Origin of the sequence: Dankookia rubra (assembly GCF_004355005.1) — a bacterium.
GTDB lineage: Bacteria > Pseudomonadota > Alphaproteobacteria > Acetobacterales > Acetobacteraceae > Paracraurococcus > Paracraurococcus ruber_A.
Map to the genome: position 1 here is coordinate 85,787 of NZ_SMSJ01000007.1, position 17,601 is coordinate 103,387.

The following is a 17,601-nucleotide window of genomic DNA, read 5'->3' on the forward strand; positions in this document are numbered from 1 at the left end:
GATGCCGCCCTGCGGCGATCCGGCCTATCCTCCGGGCACAAGGAAACCCCGGGAGACGCCCTTGCTTCGCCGCCCCTTGCTGGCCGCCGCCCTTGCCGCGGCGGCCTTGCCCCGTTCCGGCCACGCCCAGCCCGCCGACTTCCCCAGCCATGCCGTGTCCATGGTGGTCGCCTTTCCGCCGGGCGGGCAGGGCGACGTGGTGGCGCGGCCGGTGGCGGCGGGGCTGGAGCGGCTGTGGAAGCAGCCGGTGCCGGTGGTGAACCGCGCTGGTGCCTCGGGCGAGATCGGCTATGCCTCCATCGCCAGGGCGGCAGGCGATGGCTACGCCCTGCTGATGGGGCTCTCCTCGCTCGCGGTGATCCCGGAAGCGGCGCGGCTGTTCGGCCGGCAGCCGGCCTATGAGATCGACCAGTTCGCGCCGGTCGCGCTCTTCACCGCCGACCCGACCTTTCTCGCGGTGCCGGCCGCCGCACCCTGGCGGACGCTCGAGGAGTTCATCGCCGATGCGCGGGCGCGGCCGGGGGCGATCTCCTACTCTTCCTCCGGCAATTACGGCGCGCTGCATCTGCCGATGGCGATGCTGACCACGGCGGCGAAGCTCGACCTGCTGCACGTCCCTTTCCAGGGCGGCGGTCCGGCGCTGACCGCGCTGCTCTCGGGCCAAGTCCAGGCCATGACCAGCGGGCCGGGCCCGATCACCCCGCACCTGAAATCCGGCGCGCTGCGGGTGCTGGCGAGCTGGGGCGCCAAGCGCATCCCCGGCTTCGAGCAGGTGCCGACCCTGCAGGAGCGCGGCTTCGACGGGATCGAGTACTACATCTGGGCCGGCGTCTTCGCCCCGGCGACCACGCCGGCCCCGCTGCGGGAGGCGCTGCGCCGGGCTATGGCGGCCGCTTCGCGCGATCCGGAGGTGCAGCGGGCGCTGGCCGCCGGCGGCAATGCGCTCGACTACCGCGACGGCGCCGCCTTCGAGGCTTTCTTCCGGGAGGACACCGCGCGGCTGGTCAAGGCGGTGCAGCGGATCGGCCGGATCGAGTAGGGGTTGCCAGCCCCGGCCGGCGGTTCCAGGCTTTTCGCCGCACCCCACCGGAGACCAGCATGACCGCCGAGCGCCCCGAATCCGCCATCACCGCCTGGCTCGCCACCCAGCAGGAGGCGATGCTCGGGGTGCTCGAGGCCATGGTGAACACCGATGGCGGCAGCTACGACAAGCCGGGCGTCGATGCGGTCGGCACCATCGTCCAGCGCTTCATGGCGGAGCAGGGCATCCCGGTCGAGGTGGTGCCGCGCGAGAAGCACGGCGATTGCCTGAAGGCGCGGGTGGAGGGCGACGAGGCGCTCAACAGCGGCAACATGAAGCGGTCCATCGTCATGATGGGCCACCGCGACACGGTCTTCCCCAAGGGCGAGCCGACCCGGCGACCCTTCCGGATCGAGAACGGGATCGCCACCGGCCCCGGCGTCGCCGACATGAAGGCCGGCCTGGTGATGAACATGTTCGTCCTGGCCGGCTTCAAGCGCTTCGGCGGCGCCCCGGGCCCGCTGCTCGGCCTGTTCACCGGCGACGAGGAGATCGGCAGCCCGGAAGGGCGCGAAGTGATCGAGGCGACGGCGCGCGAGGCCCGGGTGGTGTTCAACAGCGAACCGGGCCGGCCCAACGGCGGGGTCGTCACGGGACGCAAGGGCGGCGTCTTCTCGGTCTTCGACATCGAGGGCAAGGCGGCCCATTCCGGCGGCAATTTCGAGGCCGGCATCAGCGCCATCGGCGAACTGGCGGCGAAGATCACCGCCCTGCATGCGCTGACCGACCTGAAGCGCGGCATTACCTTGAATGTCGGGCTCGTCTCCGGCGGGCAGAGCGTGAACACCGTCGCCCCCTGGGCGCAGGGTCAGATCGACCTGCGCTACGTGGAGCCCGCCGACCGCGACGAGGTGATGGGCAGGATCCACGAGATCATCGCCCGCAGCTTCATCCCCGGCACTAAGGCGACGCTGGCCATCCGCGGCGAGTTCCTGCCGCTGACCCAGACGCCCGAGGCGGCGAGGCTCTTCGGCATGTATGTCGACGCGGCGAAGGAAAGCGGCCTGACGGTGACCGGCGAGTTTTCCGGCGGCTGCGCCGACAGCGGCTTCACCGCGGCGGTCGGCGCGCCCACCATCTGCGCCGTCGGCCCGGTGGGCGGCAAGGCGCACAGCCCGGAGGAATACCTCGAGGTCGCCAGCCTGGTGCCGCGCGCCCAGGCCATGGCGCGGGCGATCCTGCGGCTGGACCGGGCGGGCCTGTAGGTGAGGCGCCTCGCTCCCCTCCGAATGGATGGGCGTCCGCAGGGAGCGATGCCGCCGGTGCTGCGTTGGCAGTTTTCACTGCACGCAGAAGGATTGCCGGCATGATCTCACGGCATGGACTGTTCGCCGGTGCCTTCCTCGCCCTGCTGCTGGTCGCGGGCTGCACGCGCGATGCCCCGACGTCCCGCAGCATGGAAACCACGCCGTCCGGCAGCAGCGCCGGCCAGTCGCAGCCGGCCAGGGCAAGGTAGCATCGCCGCCCCGGCGTTGCGCCAGGGCGGGCCGGATGCCAGTCTTGCCGCAGCGCAGCAGGCCAGGCCCGAGATGCAGTTCGCCTATTTCAATCTGATGTCGATGAACCACCAGGGGGAGACCCCGGCGGAGGTTCTGGCGAATACCGTCCGCCAGGTGCGCCTGGCGGAGGAACTCGGATTCGACGCCACTTGGTTCGCCGAGCATCATTTTTCCAACGCATCGATCTGCGCCTCTCCACTCCTCATGGCGATGCATTGCGCCGCGGTGACCAGCCGCATCCTGCTCGGCCCCGCCGTCGTGGTGCTGCCGCTGCACCATCCGCTGCGGGTGGCGCAGGAGGTCGCCATGCTCGACCAGATCAGCGGCGGCCGCGTGCTGCTAGGCTTCGGCCCGGGGCACCAGCCGCATGAATTCCGCAGCCTGCAGGTACCGCTGGAAAGCCGCTACGCCCGGCTGCTGGAAGGTTGGGACATCGTCGAGCAGGCGCTGACAACGGGCCGTGTCCACCACCTCGGTGAGCATTACCGGATCGAGGACACGCCGGTCGCCGCCCGCACCCTCTCGGGCCGCATGCCGCCGATGTACGTCGCCACCGCGACGCCGGCGGTGCTGGCGCGCGGCGTGAGGGCAGGTGCCACGCCGATGATCAGCCAGGGCTACCGCACCGGCACTCAGGCCCTGCCGATGCGGCAGGCGATGCTCGACGCTTGGCGCGGTGTCGGCGGGGCGGAGCCGCTGCCGCTCGGCATCCAGCGCTATCTTTTCGTCACGGAGGATGCTGCCGAGGCGCGGCAGGCTGCCGAGGGACTGCTGGCGCTGGCCCGCAACACGGTCGCGCTGCGCGCGGCGCTGCCGGCCCGGGACGGCGTGCATCTCCGCGCCGTGCCCTTCCAGGGCGAGCCGACGGTGGAGTGGCTGCTGGAACACGGGCTGATCGGCGCGCCGGGCAAGATCGCCGAGCAACTCGCCGGCGACATGCGCCTGCTGCGGCCGACCCACTACAGCCTCTACATGGGCTTCACGGGCCTGGCAGGCGCCGCGGTCGAGCGGTCGCTGACGCGGTTCGGGCGGGAGGTGCTGCCCCTGCTGCGCCGCGCGGCGGAGGCGGAAGCGCTCGCCGCCTGAGGCAGTGCGACGGCCTCCGTCCCGCATCCCGGAATCGTTCCTGTTGCAAGACGCGAGGTATTTGCCGCACCCTTTCCCGCGCGGCTGGATGCCGGAGTCTACGGGCGGGCTGCCGCGTGGCGTGGGGGAACGATAGGATGGCGTGCGGAGCTGGACGCGATGCGTCCCGGCTTGACGGGGACGCTGCCGGAACCGCGACTGCATGGCGGCACCACCCGGCCATGGATCGCCGGGCGGCCGAAGCCATCCTGCTCTCCCGTGGTTGGCTGCCGGATCAGCCGGCCGACTTCCAGGCGGCGCTGCTCGCCGGAGCCGAGCCGCGCCACTTCAGGAAGGGCGAGGTCGTTTTCCAGGCCGGCGACGGTCCAGGCGGATTGTATGGTATCGTCGCCGGCTCCTTCGGCACCTATGTGAGCACGCCTTATTCCGCGCCGGCGCTGTCGCACATCCTGCATCCGGGCTGGTGGTGCGGCGAGGGGCCGGCGCTCGGCGGGCCGAAGCGGGTGCTGACCGTACGGTCGATGGAGTCGTCCTGGGCCATGCACCTGCCCTATGAGGCGGCGCGGGCGCTGGTGCTCTCGAACCCGGCCGCCGCGCGCAGCGTCGGCCAGCTCGGCCAGATCGCCATGCGGGTGGCGATCGCCAACGTCGCCCAGCTGATGATCCGGCGCGCCGACCGCCGGATCGGCGCGGTGCTGCTGCGGGTGACCGGCGCGCTGGACGAAGCAGCGCTGGCGCCAACCGGCGACATCCGGCTGACCCAGCTGGAGATCGCGCGGATGGCCAATGCCTCCCGCAACCTCGTCAACAAGTCGCTCGCGCAGTTCGAGGCGGCGGGCTGGGTGCGGCTGGGCTACAACCGCATCGCCGTGCTGGATTCCGCCGCGCTGGCGGATTTCGCCTACCAGCGCGGCTGAGGGGCGCCCGTCAGGCCGCCAGCTTCAGGTGGCTGCGGCATTGCATCAGCGGCTGGACATGCTGGCCGAACTTGTCCATGCCCGCGATGAAGTCGTCGAAGACCAGCATGAGGCCCTTGGTGCCTGGCATCGATGCCGCCTCGTCCAGCATGCGCGCGACATTGGCATAGGAGCCGACCAGCGTGCCCATGTTGAAGTTGATCGGGGAGGGTGCCCGCTTGATCGCCGCGGCCATCGAGGTGTCGTGCGCTGTCGTGTCGGCCGCGGCATGGCCGAGCAGATGCGCCAGTGCCTCCCGGTCCGCGCCGCGGTTGTAGAGGTCCCACTTGGCCAGGGCCGCCTCGTCGGTCTCCTCGGCGATGACGGTGTAGAGGATGTAGGAGCCGACATCGCGGCCGGTCTTCGCTGCATGCTCCGTCATCCGCCGCGGCACCTCGGCGCATTTGGTCGGCTCGTTCACGCCTTCGCCCAGGGCGAAGTTGAAGTCGCAGTAGGTCGCGGCGAATTCCATCCCGCGGTCGGACTGCCCCGCCGCGACCAGCTTGATCGGCACTTGCGGCGGCGGCGACAGCTTGCACTGGTCCATCTGGAAGTACTCGCCCTTGAAGTCCGAGGTTCCGGTCTCCCAGAGCTCCTTCATGATCCGCACGTATTCGGTGCTGTAGTCGTAGCGCTTGCCGAAATGCGCGTCACCGGGCCAGAGGCCCATCTGGCTGTATTCCACCTTGTGCCAGCCGGAGACGATGTTCACCCCGAAGCGGCCGCCCGAGATGCTGTCGATCGTCACCGCCATGCGGGCGACGATCGCCGGCGGGATGGTCAGCACGGCGGTCGAGGCATAGAGCCGGATCCTGCTGGTCACGGCGGCGAGGCCGGCCATCAGCGAGAAGCTTTCGAGCCCGTGGTCCCAGAATTCGGTCTTCCCGCCGAAGCCGTGCAGCTTGATCATCGACAGCGCGAAGTCGAACCCGTAGCCCTCAGCCTTCTGCACCACCTGCTTGTTGAGCTCGAAGCTAGGCATGTACTGGGGGGAGGTGGCGGAGATGATCCAGCCGTTGTTGTTGATCGGGATGAAGACGCCGATGTCCATGGCATGACCCCTGGTGCAATGTCCCTGTGCGGCGCAGCAATCGGCATGCCAGGATGCCGCGACACGGGAGGGCAGGCATGAGCGACGAACCCGCGAAGCCCTGGGAATGGCCGGAGCCGGATTGGCGCCGGATCGTCGGCAATGCCCGCGCCGGCCGCAGTCTGGCGCCCAAAGCCTGGCCAGGCGGCGCGCGCTGCTGCGTCACCCTGTCCTTCGATGCGGACCACGAGACCATTCCGCTACGCGACGCCGACCACAGCCCAATGCGGATCAGCCAGGGCCAGTACGGCAACCGCCAGGGCGTGCCGCGCATCCGCGCGCTGCTGGCGAAACACGGGTTGCGCGCCAGCTTCTACTACCCCGCCGTCTCGGCGCTGCTTCACCCGGAGGAGATCCGCGCGGTAGCCGGAGAGGGCCATGAGATCGGCATCCATTCCTGGATCCACGAGGCCAACACTGCCCTGCCGCCCGGCGTCGAGCGGGACTTGACCTTCCGCGCCGCTGACGTGCTGGAATCGCTCTCCGGCCGCCGTCCAGTCGGGATCCGCACCGCGAGCTGGGATTTCTCCACCGACACCCTGTCCATCATCCGCGAGCTCGGCCTGTTCTACGACAGCAGCCTGATGGCGGATGACGATCCCTACGAACTGCTGGACCAGGGTGAGCCGACCGGGATCATCGAGCTGCCGCCGGAGTGGATCCGCGACGACGCGCCTTATTTCAATTTCGTCCGCTTCAGCGCGCTGCGGCCCTACACGCCGCCGTCGGGGGTCGAGGAGGTGTTCCGCGCTGAGTTCGACGGCGCTCATGCGGAAGGCGGGATGTTCCTGCTGACCATGCATCCGCATGTCATCGGCCACCGCAGCCGCATCGCCCTGCTGGACCGTCTGATCCAGCACATGAAGGCCAAGGGCGACGTCTGGTTCGCCACGCATGAGGAGGTGGCGCGCCACGTGAAGGCCGCGGCGGGGGGCTGAACCACCCCCGGCGTGCAGGCAAGCGTCAGCTCTGGACGATGTTGAATTGCCTTGCGATGGCGGTCCAGGTGCCGATGTCCTCCCGCATCACTTTGACGAAGTCGGCGCCGAGCGGCGTCGGCTTGCGCGGCAGGGTCGCCAAGTCCTCACAGCGCTGCCTCAGCACCGGCGTCTCCAGCAACGCGGGGATCAGCGCGGTCATCTTCTCCGCGACCGGCTCCGGCAGTCCTTTCGGCGCCGACAGGCCGAGCCACTGGTTGGATGTCAGCTTGCCGAAGCCTTGCTCGGCGAAGGTCGGCACATCCGGCAGCTGCGGCAGCCGCCGTGGGGAGGAGATGCCGAGGCAGCGCAGCGTGCCGTCCTTCAGCATCGCCACGTTGGTGGTGACCGGGTCGATCATGCTCTCGATCGTGCCAGCCATCAGGTCCTGCATAGCCGGGGCGCTGCCGCGATAGGGCACGTGGTCGAGGTTGCGGGCCTGCGCCTCCGCCCCCAGCATCACGCCGAGCAGGTGCGGCGCCGAGCCGATGCCGGAGGAGCCGTAGCGCACCGGGCCGGCCTTCGCCGCCGCCAGGTAGTCGGCCAGGGTCTTGTAGGGCGAGCCCGCCTTGACGATCAGGACATTCGGCGCCTCGACCAGCATGCCCAGATGGGTGAAATCCGTCACCGGGTCGAAGGGCAGGGTCGGGAGCGTCGCGGTGGAGAAGACCTGCACCGAGGCATGGCTGACCAGGAAGGTGTAGCCATCCGCCGGCGACTTCGCGACGAAGTCGGTGCCGATGACGCCGCCGGCGCCCGCCCGGTTCTCCACCACCACGGTCTGGCCGAGCGCGGCCGCCATCGGCGGGGCGATGAGGCGCGAGATGGTGTCGACCAGCCCGCCCGGCGGGAATTGCGCGACCAGGCGGATGGAGCCGCGGCCCGGCCAGGCGCCGGATTGGGCGCGGGCAAGAGCCGGCAGGGCCAGGGCGGCGGCGAGACCAAGAAGGTGGCGGCGTTGCATGCTCTGCGCTCCTTTGCGGCAGGGGCGAGGGCAGCTTGCCTGCAGATGACGCAGAGTTAACGAAACCGGCTTGCTGCCCTGCCCCGACAGGCCCGGATCAGCAAGGGACGTGCCGCCCGCCCTCGCTCAGGCCGCCACTTCGGCCGGCTGCGGGAAGCGCTGGCCGGTCAGCGAATGAAAGGCCTGCTGCCAGGCCGGCGTCAGCCCCGCATCAAGGAAGCGCAGGTGCAGCCCGCGCATGCTGGCCTCGCGCACTTCGAAGCTGATGCGCACCCCGTGCCGCGGCAGTTCCAGCGTTCCGCCCATCCCGGCCGACATCCCCGTGGTGCCCGCCAGCAGCGCCCCATGGGCGGAGAGGTTGATCAGGTTGCTTTCCGTCCGCGTTCCACCGACCTCAACCACGCAGGCCTCCGAGGTCGGAAAGCGCGGCTCGACCCGCCGGTCGGCTTCCGCCATCGAGGTACGGACCACGAGCATCAGCCCTTGCCGCAACTCGCGCACGCTCTCGCCCACCTCGCCGGTGCCGTCGCGCAGGTGCCCGGCGCGCATGCCGGCCGCCATGGCGTCGCGGGCCACCGCGTCGATGCGACCGGCCATCTCGCGCACTTCCTCGCCATTGGCGGCGACGTTCCGGGCGATCTCCTGCGTCGCGGCGCCCTGCTGCTCGACCGCGGCGGCGATGGCGCCGGCAGTCTCGGAAATCCTGCCGATCGATTCGCCCATGCCGGTGACGGCTTCGACCGCCGCCCTGGTCGCGGTGGCGATGCCGGTGAGCTGGCGCGAGATGTCCTCGGTCGCCCGCGCGGTCTGTGCGGCGAGCTGCTTCACCTCGCCGGCGACCACCGCGAAGCCCTTGCCGGCATCGCCAGCGCGCGCCGCCTCGATCGTCGCGTTGAGCGCCAGAAGGTTGGTCTTGGCGGCGACGTCGCCGATCAGGTGCACCACGTCGTTGACCCGGCTTGCGGCCTCGGCGAGGGAGGCGATGGTCGCCTCGGCGGTGCGGCCACCCTCGACGGCACGGCCGACCACCTCGCTCGCATGCGCCGTCTGGGTGGCGATCTCCCGGATCGAGGCGGAGAGTTCCTCGGTCGCGGCGGCGACCGCCTGGGTATTCTCGAGGGCGCGGCCCGAGGCCTGCGCCGCGGCGGCGGCATTCTCGCCAAGCCGGTCCGCCGCGCCGGCGACCTCCTCCGCCTGCGTCGCCATCTCGGTGGCGCGGCTGGCCACCGAATCCACCGCGGTCCGCGCCTCCGCCTCGACCTTCCCGGCCATCTCGCGCACCGCCGCGCTGCGCTCCTCGCCGGCCCAGCGGTCCATTTCGGCCCGTTCCTGCTCGGCGTAGGCGAGCCGGGCGCGCAGCGCCCGCAGCAGGGCGACCACGTGGCGGAACTCGCGTGCCGGCGGGGTGGGAATCCTGCCTTGCAGTTCCCCGCGGCTGATGCGCACCAGCTCGGCCTCGAGCTGGTGGAGATGGCTCCGCTGGCCAAGGTAGCCGAGCAGGCCAAGCCCGCCGAGCAGCACAAGCCCACCCAGGCCGGCCGCCGGCACCATCCAGAGGCGTCGACGGTAATCAGCCTGAGCCGCATCGTTGCTCGCGGCCGTGCCCCGCGCCTGCAGGGCCGATAGTTCCAGGTTGAGCTGGCTCACCGGGGTGAAGAGCGGCACCAGCGCTTGGCGCAGATGGGCGCGCAACGCCAATCCGTCGCCCCGCTCGGCAATCCCGAGACCAGGCTCCAGCCCCTCCCGCAGGAAACGCTGCCGTGCCGCCTCGAGGCGGTCCACCAGCGAAATCTCCGCGGCGTCGTGCATGCGATTCTTTATGGCGGGCCAGGCCGTGCCGACCTGCGCGAGATTTGCGCGCACCGCCTCGATCCGCGGGGTGATGCTGGTGCCGCTGAGGATCTCGCCGGGCATGAGGGCGACCTGCAGCAGGACATCCCGCTCCAGGTCGCGGATCTCCGCCAGCTGCAGGGCCGGCTGCAGCCGCTCCTCATGCACGGTGCGCAGGCCGGCGGTGGTCGCCGCCATGCCGGCGATGCCGAGCCAGCCGACCAGGCCGATGGCCAGCGCGGTGACCGCGCCGGCGGCGACCAGGCGGCCGGTGACGCTGCCGGCGAGCTCGGCAATGTTGTGCCGCCAGCCGGTCGGCAGGAGTTCGCCGTCCCGCAGCGCGAAGCGGTGGCTGCCCTGGCGCAGCTCCGCATAGGCGGCCTCGGCGGCCGCGACCTCCTCGCGCTCGGGGCGGGTGCGGATGGAGACATAGCCGGTGACCTTGCCGTCTTCCACCACCGGGGTGACGTTGGCGCGGACCCAGTAGAAGTCGCCGGACTTGCTGCGGTTCTTGACCAGCCCCTCCCAGGGCCGGCCGGCCTTGATGGCGGACCACAGGTCCTTGAAGGCCGCCTGCGGCATGTGCGGGTGGCGGACCAGGTTGTGCGGCGCGCCCTCGAGCTCCTCGACGGTGAAGCCGCTGATCGCCACGAAGGCCGGGTTGGCGAAGCGGATGCGCCCGCCGGTATCCGTACTGGATACCAGGACGTCGTTCTCGGGAACGAGGGTCTCTCGGGTGGTGACGGGCTCGTTCACGCGCATCGCATTCCGCTCCTCGGACAGGGCTTCGCCCGCGGAGCATGCACCGAGCTTTGCTAAGGCCTCCTCAATGCCAAGGTCTCCGAAGGCCGGCCGCGCGTCACCCCGCGGCCACCGCCGCGCTCCAGGGGCTGGCCGCGTCGCTGATGCCGACCACCCCCTCCGGCCCGCGCCGGATCAGGTTGGGGCAGGCGAAGTTGATCGGCATGACGCCGTGCTCCAGCAGTTCCACCTCGCCCTCGGTGCGCAGCGCGGCCAGCACGGCCTCCGGCAGCCGGCGGTCGGCGCCGATGCCGGCCGGGCCGGAGACGTCGATCCGCGGGTGATGCGCGGCCGCCTCCACCTCCATGCCGAAATCGGCGACGAAGGAGAGCAGCTGGAAGACCGAGGCCATGATCCGGCGGCCGCCCGAGGCGCCGACCGCGATCTCCGGCTGGCCGCCGCTGGCAGCTATCACCGGGCACATGTTGTTCAGCGCCCGCTTGCCCGGGCCGATCGCGTTCGGCGTGCCGGGGACGGGGTCGAACCACATGACGCCGTTGTTCATCATGATCCCCGTCCCCGGCAGCATGACGCGCGAGCCCATCGAGGACAGCAGCGTCGTCGTCATCGCCACCATCATCCCGTCCTTGTCGGCGGCGGTGATGTGGGTGGTGCAGCTGTCGGCGCCCTTCGGTTCCGCATCGCCCAATCCGGCCAGCCGCTCGGCATAGGCATCCTGCATGGCGCGGGCGAGCCGGCCATACCACGCGGCGGAGGGCTCGGCCCCCGCCCAGTCGGCATCGGCCATGCCGTCGAGCACCCGGCGGAGCGTCGGCGCGGCGGTCAAGCCGTTCACCAGCATCAGTTCCCGCCGGCGCCAGTGCACGGCGACCGAGGGCAGGATGCGGGCGCGGCAGGCGGCGAGGTCGGCGGCCGAGAGGAAGCCGCCCATCGCCTTCACATCCGATGCGATCTGCGCCGCGATCTCGCCCTCGTAGAGGTCGCGGAGGCCGGCCTGCTGCAGTCGCTCCAGCGTCGCCGGCAGGTTGCCGAGGGTGAAGAAGCCCGGGCTGCCCTGGTAGGGCGGCACCGGCGGCAGGCCGTTCGGCAGGTAAACCCGGGCGCTTTCGGGGTAGAGCCGCAGCACCGCAGCCGAGGAGGCGACCTTCAGCGTGGTGTACCAGTCCTGCGGCAGGCCGCGCTTTGCCAGCGCCACCGCCGGGGCCAGCACGTCGCGGATCGGCAGGCGGCCATGCGTCTCGTGCAGCAGGGCATAGCCGGCGACGGCCGAGGGCACGACGAAGGAGAGCGGGCCGTGCACGTTGCGGTCGCCCTCGACCTCCGGCCAGGGAAAGAGGTCGCGCTTCATCCCGCCGGTCAGCGGATAGGCACTGGGGTCGAGCCCGGCCGGGGAGACCGGACCGAAATCGAAGGTCTCGGCCTGCGCCATGCCGGGCTTCATCGCCTGAGCGAAGCCGATGCCGCCCAGGCCGGAATTCCACGGCTCGAGCGCCGTGAGGGCGAAGGCGGTGGCGACGGCCGCGTCCGCCGCCGTGCCGCCCGCTTCCAGCATCAGGGCGCCGGCCTCGGCCGCAGCCTTGACCTGGGAGACGACCATGCCGCCACCACTCCGGGCCGCGGGCTTCCGCAGCTGCCAGTTCTGGGTCACGTGCGGGGCGGGGAATTCCGACATGTCTCGGGCTCCGGCAAGGATCTCGCCGGCATGGTCCTGCCGCACCAGGGCGGCGGCAAGCCCCCCGGCCTGGATTACGTCGTCCCGGATGGCCCCGGTATGGTCGGCGCCACGGGCGCCGATCGGCCGGGCGCCCGAAGCCGCGCGGTCAGCCGGCCGGTTGGTTCCGTCGCTCGGCGACCAGGGTCTCGAAGTCGAGTTCGCCGTGCTGCTCGATATGGGCAACCAGCAGCGCCAGCGCGCCCGTACCGTCGCCGCACTCGAGCGCCTCGAGCAGGGTGTAGTGTTCTTCGCTTTGCGACGCACTGTCGCGCAACTGCAGCGCGAGGCCCCAGACGACGGCCAGTTGCCGCGCCAAGCTCTGCCAGAGCGCGAGCAATGGCGGATTGCCGGCGGAGCGGCAGAGCTCGGCGTGGAATTCCTGCTCCGCCAGGACGTGCAGGGCGGGATCGCTCGACCGCGTCGCATCGGCGAAGGCGTCAGCCGCGCGGCGCAGGCGGTCGAACCGCTCCGGGCCGCCCGGCTGGGCCAGCGCTTCCCGCACCGCCAGGGTCTCGAGCGCCAAGCGCACCCGCATCAGGGCGGCAACTCCCCTGTTGCTGACCTGCATGAGCCGCATGCCCTTGTAGGGCGTGCTGACCACGATACCCTGGCTTTCCAGCAGGCGAAGCGCCTCCCGGACCGGGACCCGGCTGATGCCGAGGTCGCGGGCGATTTCCGCCTCGACCAACCGGTCATCCGGCAGGAAGATGCCGCGGGCGGCACCGGCGACGATCGCCTCGGCCGCCTGCTCCACCATTGTGCGCGGTTGAACCGGCACGAGGCGACGCTGATCCGTACCGGAGGAGATGACTGCCACCGTTGCGCCGGCGCGCGCGCGGTGGTCCCGAACTGCCACAGACATAGCTCCCGTCCCGCTCGCGAACCCGAGAAGTTTAAATTCAACCTGTTGGTTTGGGAAGCAATGCCGTGGCCGCGCAGACTTCGCCGCGGCGACCGCAACTTGCAGACCATGGCGCTCAAGCGTCTCCGGCTTATTCAACCAAAAGTTTTATACCGGATTTCCGATGTGCCCGCAAGCAGCCATTCACGTGATCGCGAGTAAAGCGGCATACAATATGTGACGTATTCGGTACAACGCAGGGCTGTATCCGGCCCGCCTCAGCCGGCTAAAGCACATGTGTCTCCAAAGACACGGTTCCATCCGAAAGCGGTGAACCGCTTACTCCCGCCAGGAACACCGGCCCGCAACCAGCCAGCCGAGGCGCCAATCGGGCACCCGGGATTGCCTGCGGTGCCCGGAACTGCGGCGGCTTGGCGGAGCGGATCGGCGCGGCGAGGCCCCGACTCGGACCTGGCTGCGTCATGGCCGCGTTGGCCGGCCGATGACGGGCGCCTGGACAAGCCACTCGCGGCGGCCCGTCCTGCCACCAGGCCGCGACCCCGCCGTCAGTCCTTCCAGGGCCGCCGCGTCCAGAGCCGCCGGAGCGATGCAAGGTCGGCCGCCATCATCGCCGCGTAGTCGTCGCCGATCAGCGGCCGCAGCGGCAGATTCAGCCTGGCTGCCTCGGCGACGAAACCGGGATCGGAGAGAGCCTCGCGGAAGGCCTCCCGCAGCGCGCCGCGGATCGGCGCCGGGATGCCGGGTGGGCCGGCGATGCCGCGGGCGCTGCCACCCAGGATGTCGAAGCCCTGCTCGCGGAAGGTCGGGATGTCCGCCGCCGCCTCCCACCGCTGCGGCCCCGCCTGGCCGAGGCAGCGAATCCTGCCCTCCCGCAGCAGGGTGATGCCCTCGCCCATGTTGAAGCTGCCGATCGGCAGCCGGCCGCCGAGCAGGTCCCGCAGCGTCGGCGCGGTTCCGTTGTAGGGAATGTGGATGAGGCGGGTGCCGCTCGCCTCCTCGAAGGTAAGCTGCAGGATATGGTCGTCCGACCCCACCCCGGCGGTGCCCACGCCGAAGGCCTCCGGCTGTGCCCTCGCGGCAGCGGCAAGGTCCGACAGGTTTTTCCACGGGCTGTCGGGATGCACCCAGAAGGCCGCCGGGTCGTCGACCACGTTGGCAATGTAGGTGAACTCGGCCGGCCGGTAGCGCGGCATGCGCTCGACGCTGATGGCGTTCATCGCCGTATTGGTGGCGGCGCCCAGCGTATAGCCGTCCGGGGCGGCGTTGAAGTTCGCCTCGAACCCCAGCTGGCCGCCGGCGCCTGGACGGTTGGTGACGACGAAGCGGGCGCCGGGCAGGCGCGTCGCCACCTGCGCGGTGATGCCGCGCACCATGGTATCGACGCCGCCGCCGGCCGGGAAGGGGACGAAGACCTCGATTGGCCGGGCGGTCGGCCATGGCGCCTCGGCCAGCGCCGGGGCGGAAAGCAGGGCGGGCAGCGCGGCGAGCGCGCCGCGGCGGGTCGGCATGGGCGGACGCTCCCTCGGGGATTCCCATGGTGGGATTTTGCCAGAGGGTGCGATACGCCATGCGCCAGGCGCAAGGGCATGAGGCGGCGATGACACCGGAAGACCGCGCGGCATTCGGGATCGATGGCAACTGGCCGGTGGCGCGGCGCCACCGCATCCGCTGGTCGGAATGCGATGCGCTGGGGCATGCCAACAACGTGGCCTACCTGACGCTCTGTGAGGATCTCCGCGTCGGGCCCGGCTGGTCGGCGCTGGGCGGCACCTTCGCCCCCGGCTCGGTCAGCCCGGTCGTCGCCCAGCTGGAGGCGCGTTACCTGAAGTCGCTGGTCTTCGAGGACGAGGCCATGGTCACGCTGCGCTTCGCCGCGGTGAAGCGGACCAGCTTCGTGCACGAGTATGCGGTGTGGCGGCAGGGTCTCTGCTTTTCCTGCCGGACGGTGCTGGTGGCGGTGGACCAGACCAGCGGCGCGCGGGTTCCGGTACCGCCGCCGATCCGCGCAGCGATGCTGGCCGCCGGCGCGAAGGACGAGGCGGGGTGACGCGGCGCCGGCGGCGGTCCTAGTCTCCCGGCCGGAAACTCCGGAACAGGAAGCGCCCATGCCCGTCATGCAGGTCCGCGGGGTCAACCTCGTCTACGAGGTTCTGGGCGACAGCGGCCCGGTGGTCGCCATCTCCCCCGGCGGGCGGCGTGGCCTCGGCTCCGACCGCGCTCTCGGCCTGCTGCTGGCCGAGGCGGGATATCGGGCCCTGGTCTACGATCGCCGCAACACCGGCGGGTCGGACATCGCGCTGGCGGGTGATTCCGAGAGCCACGAGCAGGCGGAGGATCTGCTGGCGCTGCTCCGGGCGCTCGGCACCGGCCCGGCCTATGTCGCCGGGTGTTCCTCCGGCGCCCGGCTGTCGCTGCTGCTCGGCCTGCGCCACCCGGACGCGGTGCTGGGCCTGCTGCTCTGGCGCGTCACCGGCGGCGCCTACGCGGCGAAGCGGCTCGCCTTCAACTACTACGAGCAGTACCTGGCCGCGGTGGAGCGGGGTGGGATCGAGGCGGTCTGCGGGACCGAACATTTTTCCGCCCTGATCAAGGCGAACCCATCCAACCGCGCGCGGCTCGAGGCCATGGGCGCCGAGGCCTTCGCGCCGCAGATGCGGCGCTGGCTGGCCGGCTTCCACCAGGGCTCCGGCCATCCCGTCGCCGGGCTGGCGCCGGAGGAGTTGCGCCGCATTGCCGTCCCCGCCGTGCTGGTTGCCGGCAACGACCGGGTCCACCCGGCCGAGGGCGCGCAGTCCGCGCATCGCTGCATGCCGAACAGCGTGTTCCGCGAAGTGCTGACCACGCCGGCCGATGCCGATGTCGATTTTGCCGGCTGGGAGGCGGCGACGGCGCGGCTGGCTGCCGTCTTCATCAACTTCCTGCGCGGCCAGGAGGCGCGGCGGGGCTGAGCCTTGCTGCGCCGGCTGAAGGATCGGGCGCGCGCGGTCCGGCGCGACGTCCATGCCCTCTGGCTGGCGGCGCGCGACCCGCGCACGCCCTTGCCGGCGCGGCTGCTGGCTTTGTTGATCGCCGCTTATGCGCTGTCGCCCATCGACCTGATTCCGGACTTCATCCCGGTGCTCGGCCTGCTCGACGAGGCGATCCTGCTGCCGCTGGCGATCCTGCTGGTGATCCGGCTGATCCCTGCGCCCCTGCTGGCGGAGTTCCGCGCCACCGCCGCGGCGACCGAAGCGCGGCCGGGCAGCCGGGTGGGGGCGGCCTTCGTCGTTCTGGTCTGGCTGCTGGCAGCCGCGGGGCTGGCCTGGTGGTTCTGGCCGCGGACGGCGGCTTAGGTCGGGGCGGAAAAGGCATGTCCTCCCCGGCCTGCCCTCGTTCCGTTGCCCGCGGCTGCTAAAGCGCCACCACCAGGTCGATCTCCACCAGCGCGCCGACCGCCAGCGCGGTGACGCCGACGCAGGTCCGCGCCGGCAGGCCGCCGGGCGGGAAGCTGGCCTCCCAAATCGCGTTCATCGCCGGATAGTCGCGGACGAACTCCGTCAGGTAGACCCGGGCGAAGACCGCCCGCTTCCAGGCGCCGCCGCTGCCGGACAGCACCGTTTTCAGGTTCTCGATCACCTGCCGGGTCTGCGGCTCGATCCCGCCCTCCACCAGCCGCATTCCGCCGCCCGGCAGGGTCGGCATCTGGCCGGTGACAAACAGGAAGTCGCCCGCCCGCACCGCATGGCTGAAAGGCGCGACGCGCTGCGGCGCATCGGGCAGCAGGAAGCGGGTGACCTCCAGCACTACAGGCCGCGCTCGGCCCGGGTCGCCGCCAGGTCGTCGGCGATGAAGGCCTCGACGATCTCCTCCAGGCTCTCCTGCTCGGAGAAGCCGTGCAGCCGGCGGGCGCGCTCGGCGGTGAAGCTGGCCGGCCAGGTGCCGACGATCGCCTCGATCGCCGCATCCGGCACAGGCTTGACCCGGGCCCGCGCCTCGGGGCCCGCCACCGCCTCCAGCGCGCTCAGCATCTTGCCCACGGTGGCGCTGCGGCCCGGCGGGTTGATGCCGCGGTCGAGGCCGAGTGGGGCGGTGTCCATCGCCATGGCATGCAGGAACCAGTCGACCGCGCGGCGGGGTGAGCAGATCCAGAGGGCGAATTCCTCCGGCACCGGCAATTCGGTCTCGAGCCCCAGCAGCGGCTCCCGCAGGATGGCCGAGACGAAGGACGAGGCCGCCTTGTTCGGCCGGCCCGGCCGGATGATGACGGTCGGCAGGCGCAGGCTGACCGCATCCAGCATGCCGCGTCGGCTGGCATCCTGCAGCAGCAGTTCGGCCGCCGCCTTCTCCGCACCGTAGCTGTTGCCGGGCATTTGGCGCGCATCGTCCTCCAGCCGCGCCTCCTGCCCGCCGCTGAAGCTGGCGACCGAGGAGGTGAAGACCACCCGCGGCGGTTTCGGCAGGGCACGGCAGGCCTGCAGCACCGCCAGCGTCCCGTGCAGGTTTACCGTCAAACCGAGGTCGAAATCGGCTTCCGCCTGCGCCGAGACCACGGCCGCCAAGTGCACCACCACGTCGGTGCCGGGCGGGACCGCCGCCTTCGCCGCCTCGGCATCGGCGATGTTGCCGCCGAGGCAGCGGACCGCGAAGGGCGCCTCGACCGGGGCCGGCGCCGCGAGGTCGAAAAGGGTCAGGCCGGTAATGGCTTGGCCGTCCAGCGCGCCGTCGGCCGCCAGGCGATGCGCCAGCTTGCGGCCGAGGAAGCCCCCGCCGCCCAGGATCGTGATCTGCATGGCGTCCTCCT

At 71.1% G+C, this 17,601-nt stretch carries 17 protein-coding genes; 9 read left to right on the forward strand and 8 right to left on the reverse strand.

Features of this window, described 5'->3' with window-relative positions; genetic code table 11:
• The first annotated feature begins 61 nt into the window (after positions 1-61).
• The 5 genes from E2C06_RS08545 to E2C06_RS08560 all read left to right on the forward strand — a co-directional run bounded on the left by E2C06_RS08545 (position 62) and on the right by E2C06_RS08560 (position 4,583).
• Positions 62-1,039, forward strand: a complete 978-nt coding sequence (locus E2C06_RS08545) for a tripartite tricarboxylate transporter substrate binding protein (protein WP_133288178.1) — start codon at positions 62-64, stop codon at positions 1,037-1,039.
• A 59-nt stretch (positions 1,040-1,098) separates the two neighbouring features.
• On the forward strand, positions 1,099-2,286 hold the full coding sequence (locus E2C06_RS08550; RefSeq protein ID WP_133288179.1) for a M20 family metallopeptidase: 1,188 nt from the start codon (positions 1,099-1,101) through the stop codon (positions 2,284-2,286).
• A gap of 101 nt (positions 2,287-2,387) precedes the next feature.
• Positions 2,388-2,537, forward strand: coding sequence for a hypothetical protein (locus E2C06_RS37470; RefSeq protein ID WP_165982279.1), 150 nt, complete (start codon positions 2,388-2,390; stop codon positions 2,535-2,537).
• 73 nt (positions 2,538-2,610) lie between these two features.
• Positions 2,611-3,666 (forward strand): LLM class flavin-dependent oxidoreductase, encoded by a 1,056-nt coding sequence (locus E2C06_RS08555; RefSeq protein ID WP_165982280.1) that lies wholly within the window; start codon positions 2,611-2,613, stop codon positions 3,664-3,666.
• A gap of 221 nt (positions 3,667-3,887) precedes the next feature.
• Positions 3,888-4,583, forward strand: coding sequence for a Crp/Fnr family transcriptional regulator (locus E2C06_RS08560; RefSeq protein ID WP_165982281.1), 696 nt, complete (start codon positions 3,888-3,890; stop codon positions 4,581-4,583).
• A 10-nt stretch (positions 4,584-4,593) separates the two neighbouring features.
• Here E2C06_RS08560 and rutA read toward each other — a convergent pair whose 3' ends face one another.
• Positions 4,594-5,673, reverse strand: coding sequence for a pyrimidine utilization protein A (rutA, locus tag E2C06_RS08565; RefSeq protein ID WP_133288182.1), 1,080 nt, complete (start codon positions 5,671-5,673; stop codon positions 4,594-4,596).
• Between the two features lie 77 nt (positions 5,674-5,750).
• On the opposite strand from rutA, the gene E2C06_RS08570 reads away from it, so the two are divergent.
• Positions 5,751-6,650: a polysaccharide deacetylase family protein gene (locus E2C06_RS08570; protein WP_133288183.1), complete on the forward strand. Its 900-nt coding sequence runs from the start codon at positions 5,751-5,753 to the stop codon at positions 6,648-6,650.
• A gap of 25 nt (positions 6,651-6,675) precedes the next feature.
• Here E2C06_RS08570 and E2C06_RS08575 read toward each other — a convergent pair whose 3' ends face one another.
• The 5 genes from E2C06_RS08575 to E2C06_RS08595 form a co-directional block, all read right to left on the reverse strand.
• Positions 6,676-7,653 (reverse strand): Bug family tripartite tricarboxylate transporter substrate binding protein, encoded by a 978-nt coding sequence (locus E2C06_RS08575; RefSeq protein ID WP_133288184.1) that lies wholly within the window; start codon positions 7,651-7,653, stop codon positions 6,676-6,678.
• A 126-nt stretch (positions 7,654-7,779) separates the two neighbouring features.
• Positions 7,780-10,245 (reverse strand): methyl-accepting chemotaxis protein, encoded by a 2,466-nt coding sequence (locus E2C06_RS08580; protein ID WP_133288185.1) that lies wholly within the window; start codon positions 10,243-10,245, stop codon positions 7,780-7,782.
• Positions 10,246-10,342: 97 nt separating this feature from the next.
• Positions 10,343-11,917: a gamma-glutamyltransferase gene (locus E2C06_RS08585; RefSeq protein WP_133288186.1), complete on the reverse strand. Its 1,575-nt coding sequence runs from the start codon at positions 11,915-11,917 to the stop codon at positions 10,343-10,345.
• Positions 11,918-12,065: 148 nt separating this feature from the next.
• The gene (locus tag E2C06_RS08590; protein ID WP_165982282.1) at positions 12,066-12,716 is read right to left on the reverse strand and encodes a GntR family transcriptional regulator; all 651 of its coding nucleotides are present in this window, start codon (positions 12,714-12,716) and stop codon (positions 12,066-12,068) included.
• A 650-nt stretch (positions 12,717-13,366) separates the two neighbouring features.
• Positions 13,367-14,329 (reverse strand): tripartite tricarboxylate transporter substrate binding protein, encoded by a 963-nt coding sequence (locus E2C06_RS08595; protein WP_133288188.1) that lies wholly within the window; start codon positions 14,327-14,329, stop codon positions 13,367-13,369.
• Positions 14,330-14,418: 89 nt separating this feature from the next.
• Here E2C06_RS08595 and E2C06_RS08600 point away from each other — a divergent pair, with 89 nt between their 5' ends.
• From E2C06_RS08600 to E2C06_RS08610, 3 genes are read left to right on the forward strand one after another with little or no spacing between them, the layout of a single operon-like run.
• Positions 14,419-14,868 carry an acyl-CoA thioesterase gene (locus E2C06_RS08600; protein WP_165982283.1) on the forward strand — a complete coding sequence of 150 codons (450 nt, stop codon included), beginning with the start codon at positions 14,419-14,421 and terminating at the stop codon, positions 14,866-14,868.
• A gap of 58 nt (positions 14,869-14,926) precedes the next feature.
• On the forward strand, positions 14,927-15,769 hold the full coding sequence (locus E2C06_RS08605; RefSeq protein ID WP_165982284.1) for an alpha/beta fold hydrolase: 843 nt from the start codon (positions 14,927-14,929) through the stop codon (positions 15,767-15,769).
• Between the two features lie 3 nt (positions 15,770-15,772).
• Complete coding sequence (locus E2C06_RS08610; protein WP_133288191.1) at positions 15,773-16,153, forward strand: YkvA family protein; 381 nt, start codon at positions 15,773-15,775, stop codon at positions 16,151-16,153.
• Positions 16,154-16,211: 58 nt separating this feature from the next.
• Here E2C06_RS08610 and E2C06_RS08615 read toward each other — a convergent pair whose 3' ends face one another.
• Together E2C06_RS08615 and denD are read right to left on the reverse strand one after the other, a co-directional pair.
• Positions 16,212-16,604, reverse strand: coding sequence for a RidA family protein (locus E2C06_RS08615; RefSeq protein WP_133288192.1), 393 nt, complete (start codon positions 16,602-16,604; stop codon positions 16,212-16,214).
• Positions 16,604-17,590 (reverse strand): D-erythronate dehydrogenase, encoded by a 987-nt coding sequence (denD, locus tag E2C06_RS08620; RefSeq protein WP_133288193.1) that lies wholly within the window; start codon positions 17,588-17,590, stop codon positions 16,604-16,606. Before denD ends, E2C06_RS08615 begins: the two co-directional genes overlap by 1 nt.
• Positions 17,591-17,601: the final 11 nt, after the last annotated feature.

Excerpts from the sequence above, each read along its gene's own strand:
- E2C06_RS08590 (WP_165982282.1), bottom strand. The coding sequence starts at position 12,716 with ATGGTGGAGCAGGCGGCCGAGGCGATCGTCGCCGGTGCCGCCCGCGGC.
- rutA (WP_133288182.1), bottom strand. The coding sequence starts at position 5,673 with ATGGACATCGGCGTCTTCATCCCGATCAACAACAACGGCTGGATCATC.
- E2C06_RS08550 (WP_133288179.1), top strand. The coding sequence starts at position 1,099 with ATGACCGCCGAGCGCCCCGAATCCGCCATCACCGCCTGGCTCGCCACC.
- E2C06_RS08585 (WP_133288186.1), bottom strand. The coding sequence starts at position 11,917 with ATGTCGGAATTCCCCGCCCCGCACGTGACCCAGAACTGGCAGCTGCGG.
- E2C06_RS08560 (WP_165982281.1), top strand. The coding sequence starts at position 3,888 with ATGGATCGCCGGGCGGCCGAAGCCATCCTGCTCTCCCGTGGTTGGCTG.
- E2C06_RS08600 (WP_165982283.1), top strand. The coding sequence starts at position 14,419 with ATGACACCGGAAGACCGCGCGGCATTCGGGATCGATGGCAACTGGCCG.
- E2C06_RS08595 (WP_133288188.1), bottom strand. The coding sequence starts at position 14,329 with ATGCCGACCCGCCGCGGCGCGCTCGCCGCGCTGCCCGCCCTGCTTTCC.
- denD (WP_133288193.1), bottom strand. The coding sequence starts at position 17,590 with ATGCAGATCACGATCCTGGGCGGCGGGGGCTTCCTCGGCCGCAAGCTG.
- E2C06_RS08575 (WP_133288184.1), bottom strand. The coding sequence starts at position 7,653 with ATGCAACGCCGCCACCTTCTTGGTCTCGCCGCCGCCCTGGCCCTGCCG.
- E2C06_RS08580 (WP_133288185.1), bottom strand. The coding sequence starts at position 10,245 with ATGCGCGTGAACGAGCCCGTCACCACCCGAGAGACCCTCGTTCCCGAG.
- E2C06_RS08605 (WP_165982284.1), top strand. The coding sequence starts at position 14,927 with ATGCCCGTCATGCAGGTCCGCGGGGTCAACCTCGTCTACGAGGTTCTG.
- E2C06_RS08555 (WP_165982280.1), top strand. The coding sequence starts at position 2,611 with ATGCAGTTCGCCTATTTCAATCTGATGTCGATGAACCACCAGGGGGAG.
- E2C06_RS08570 (WP_133288183.1), top strand. The coding sequence starts at position 5,751 with ATGAGCGACGAACCCGCGAAGCCCTGGGAATGGCCGGAGCCGGATTGG.
- E2C06_RS37470 (WP_165982279.1), top strand. The coding sequence starts at position 2,388 with ATGATCTCACGGCATGGACTGTTCGCCGGTGCCTTCCTCGCCCTGCTG.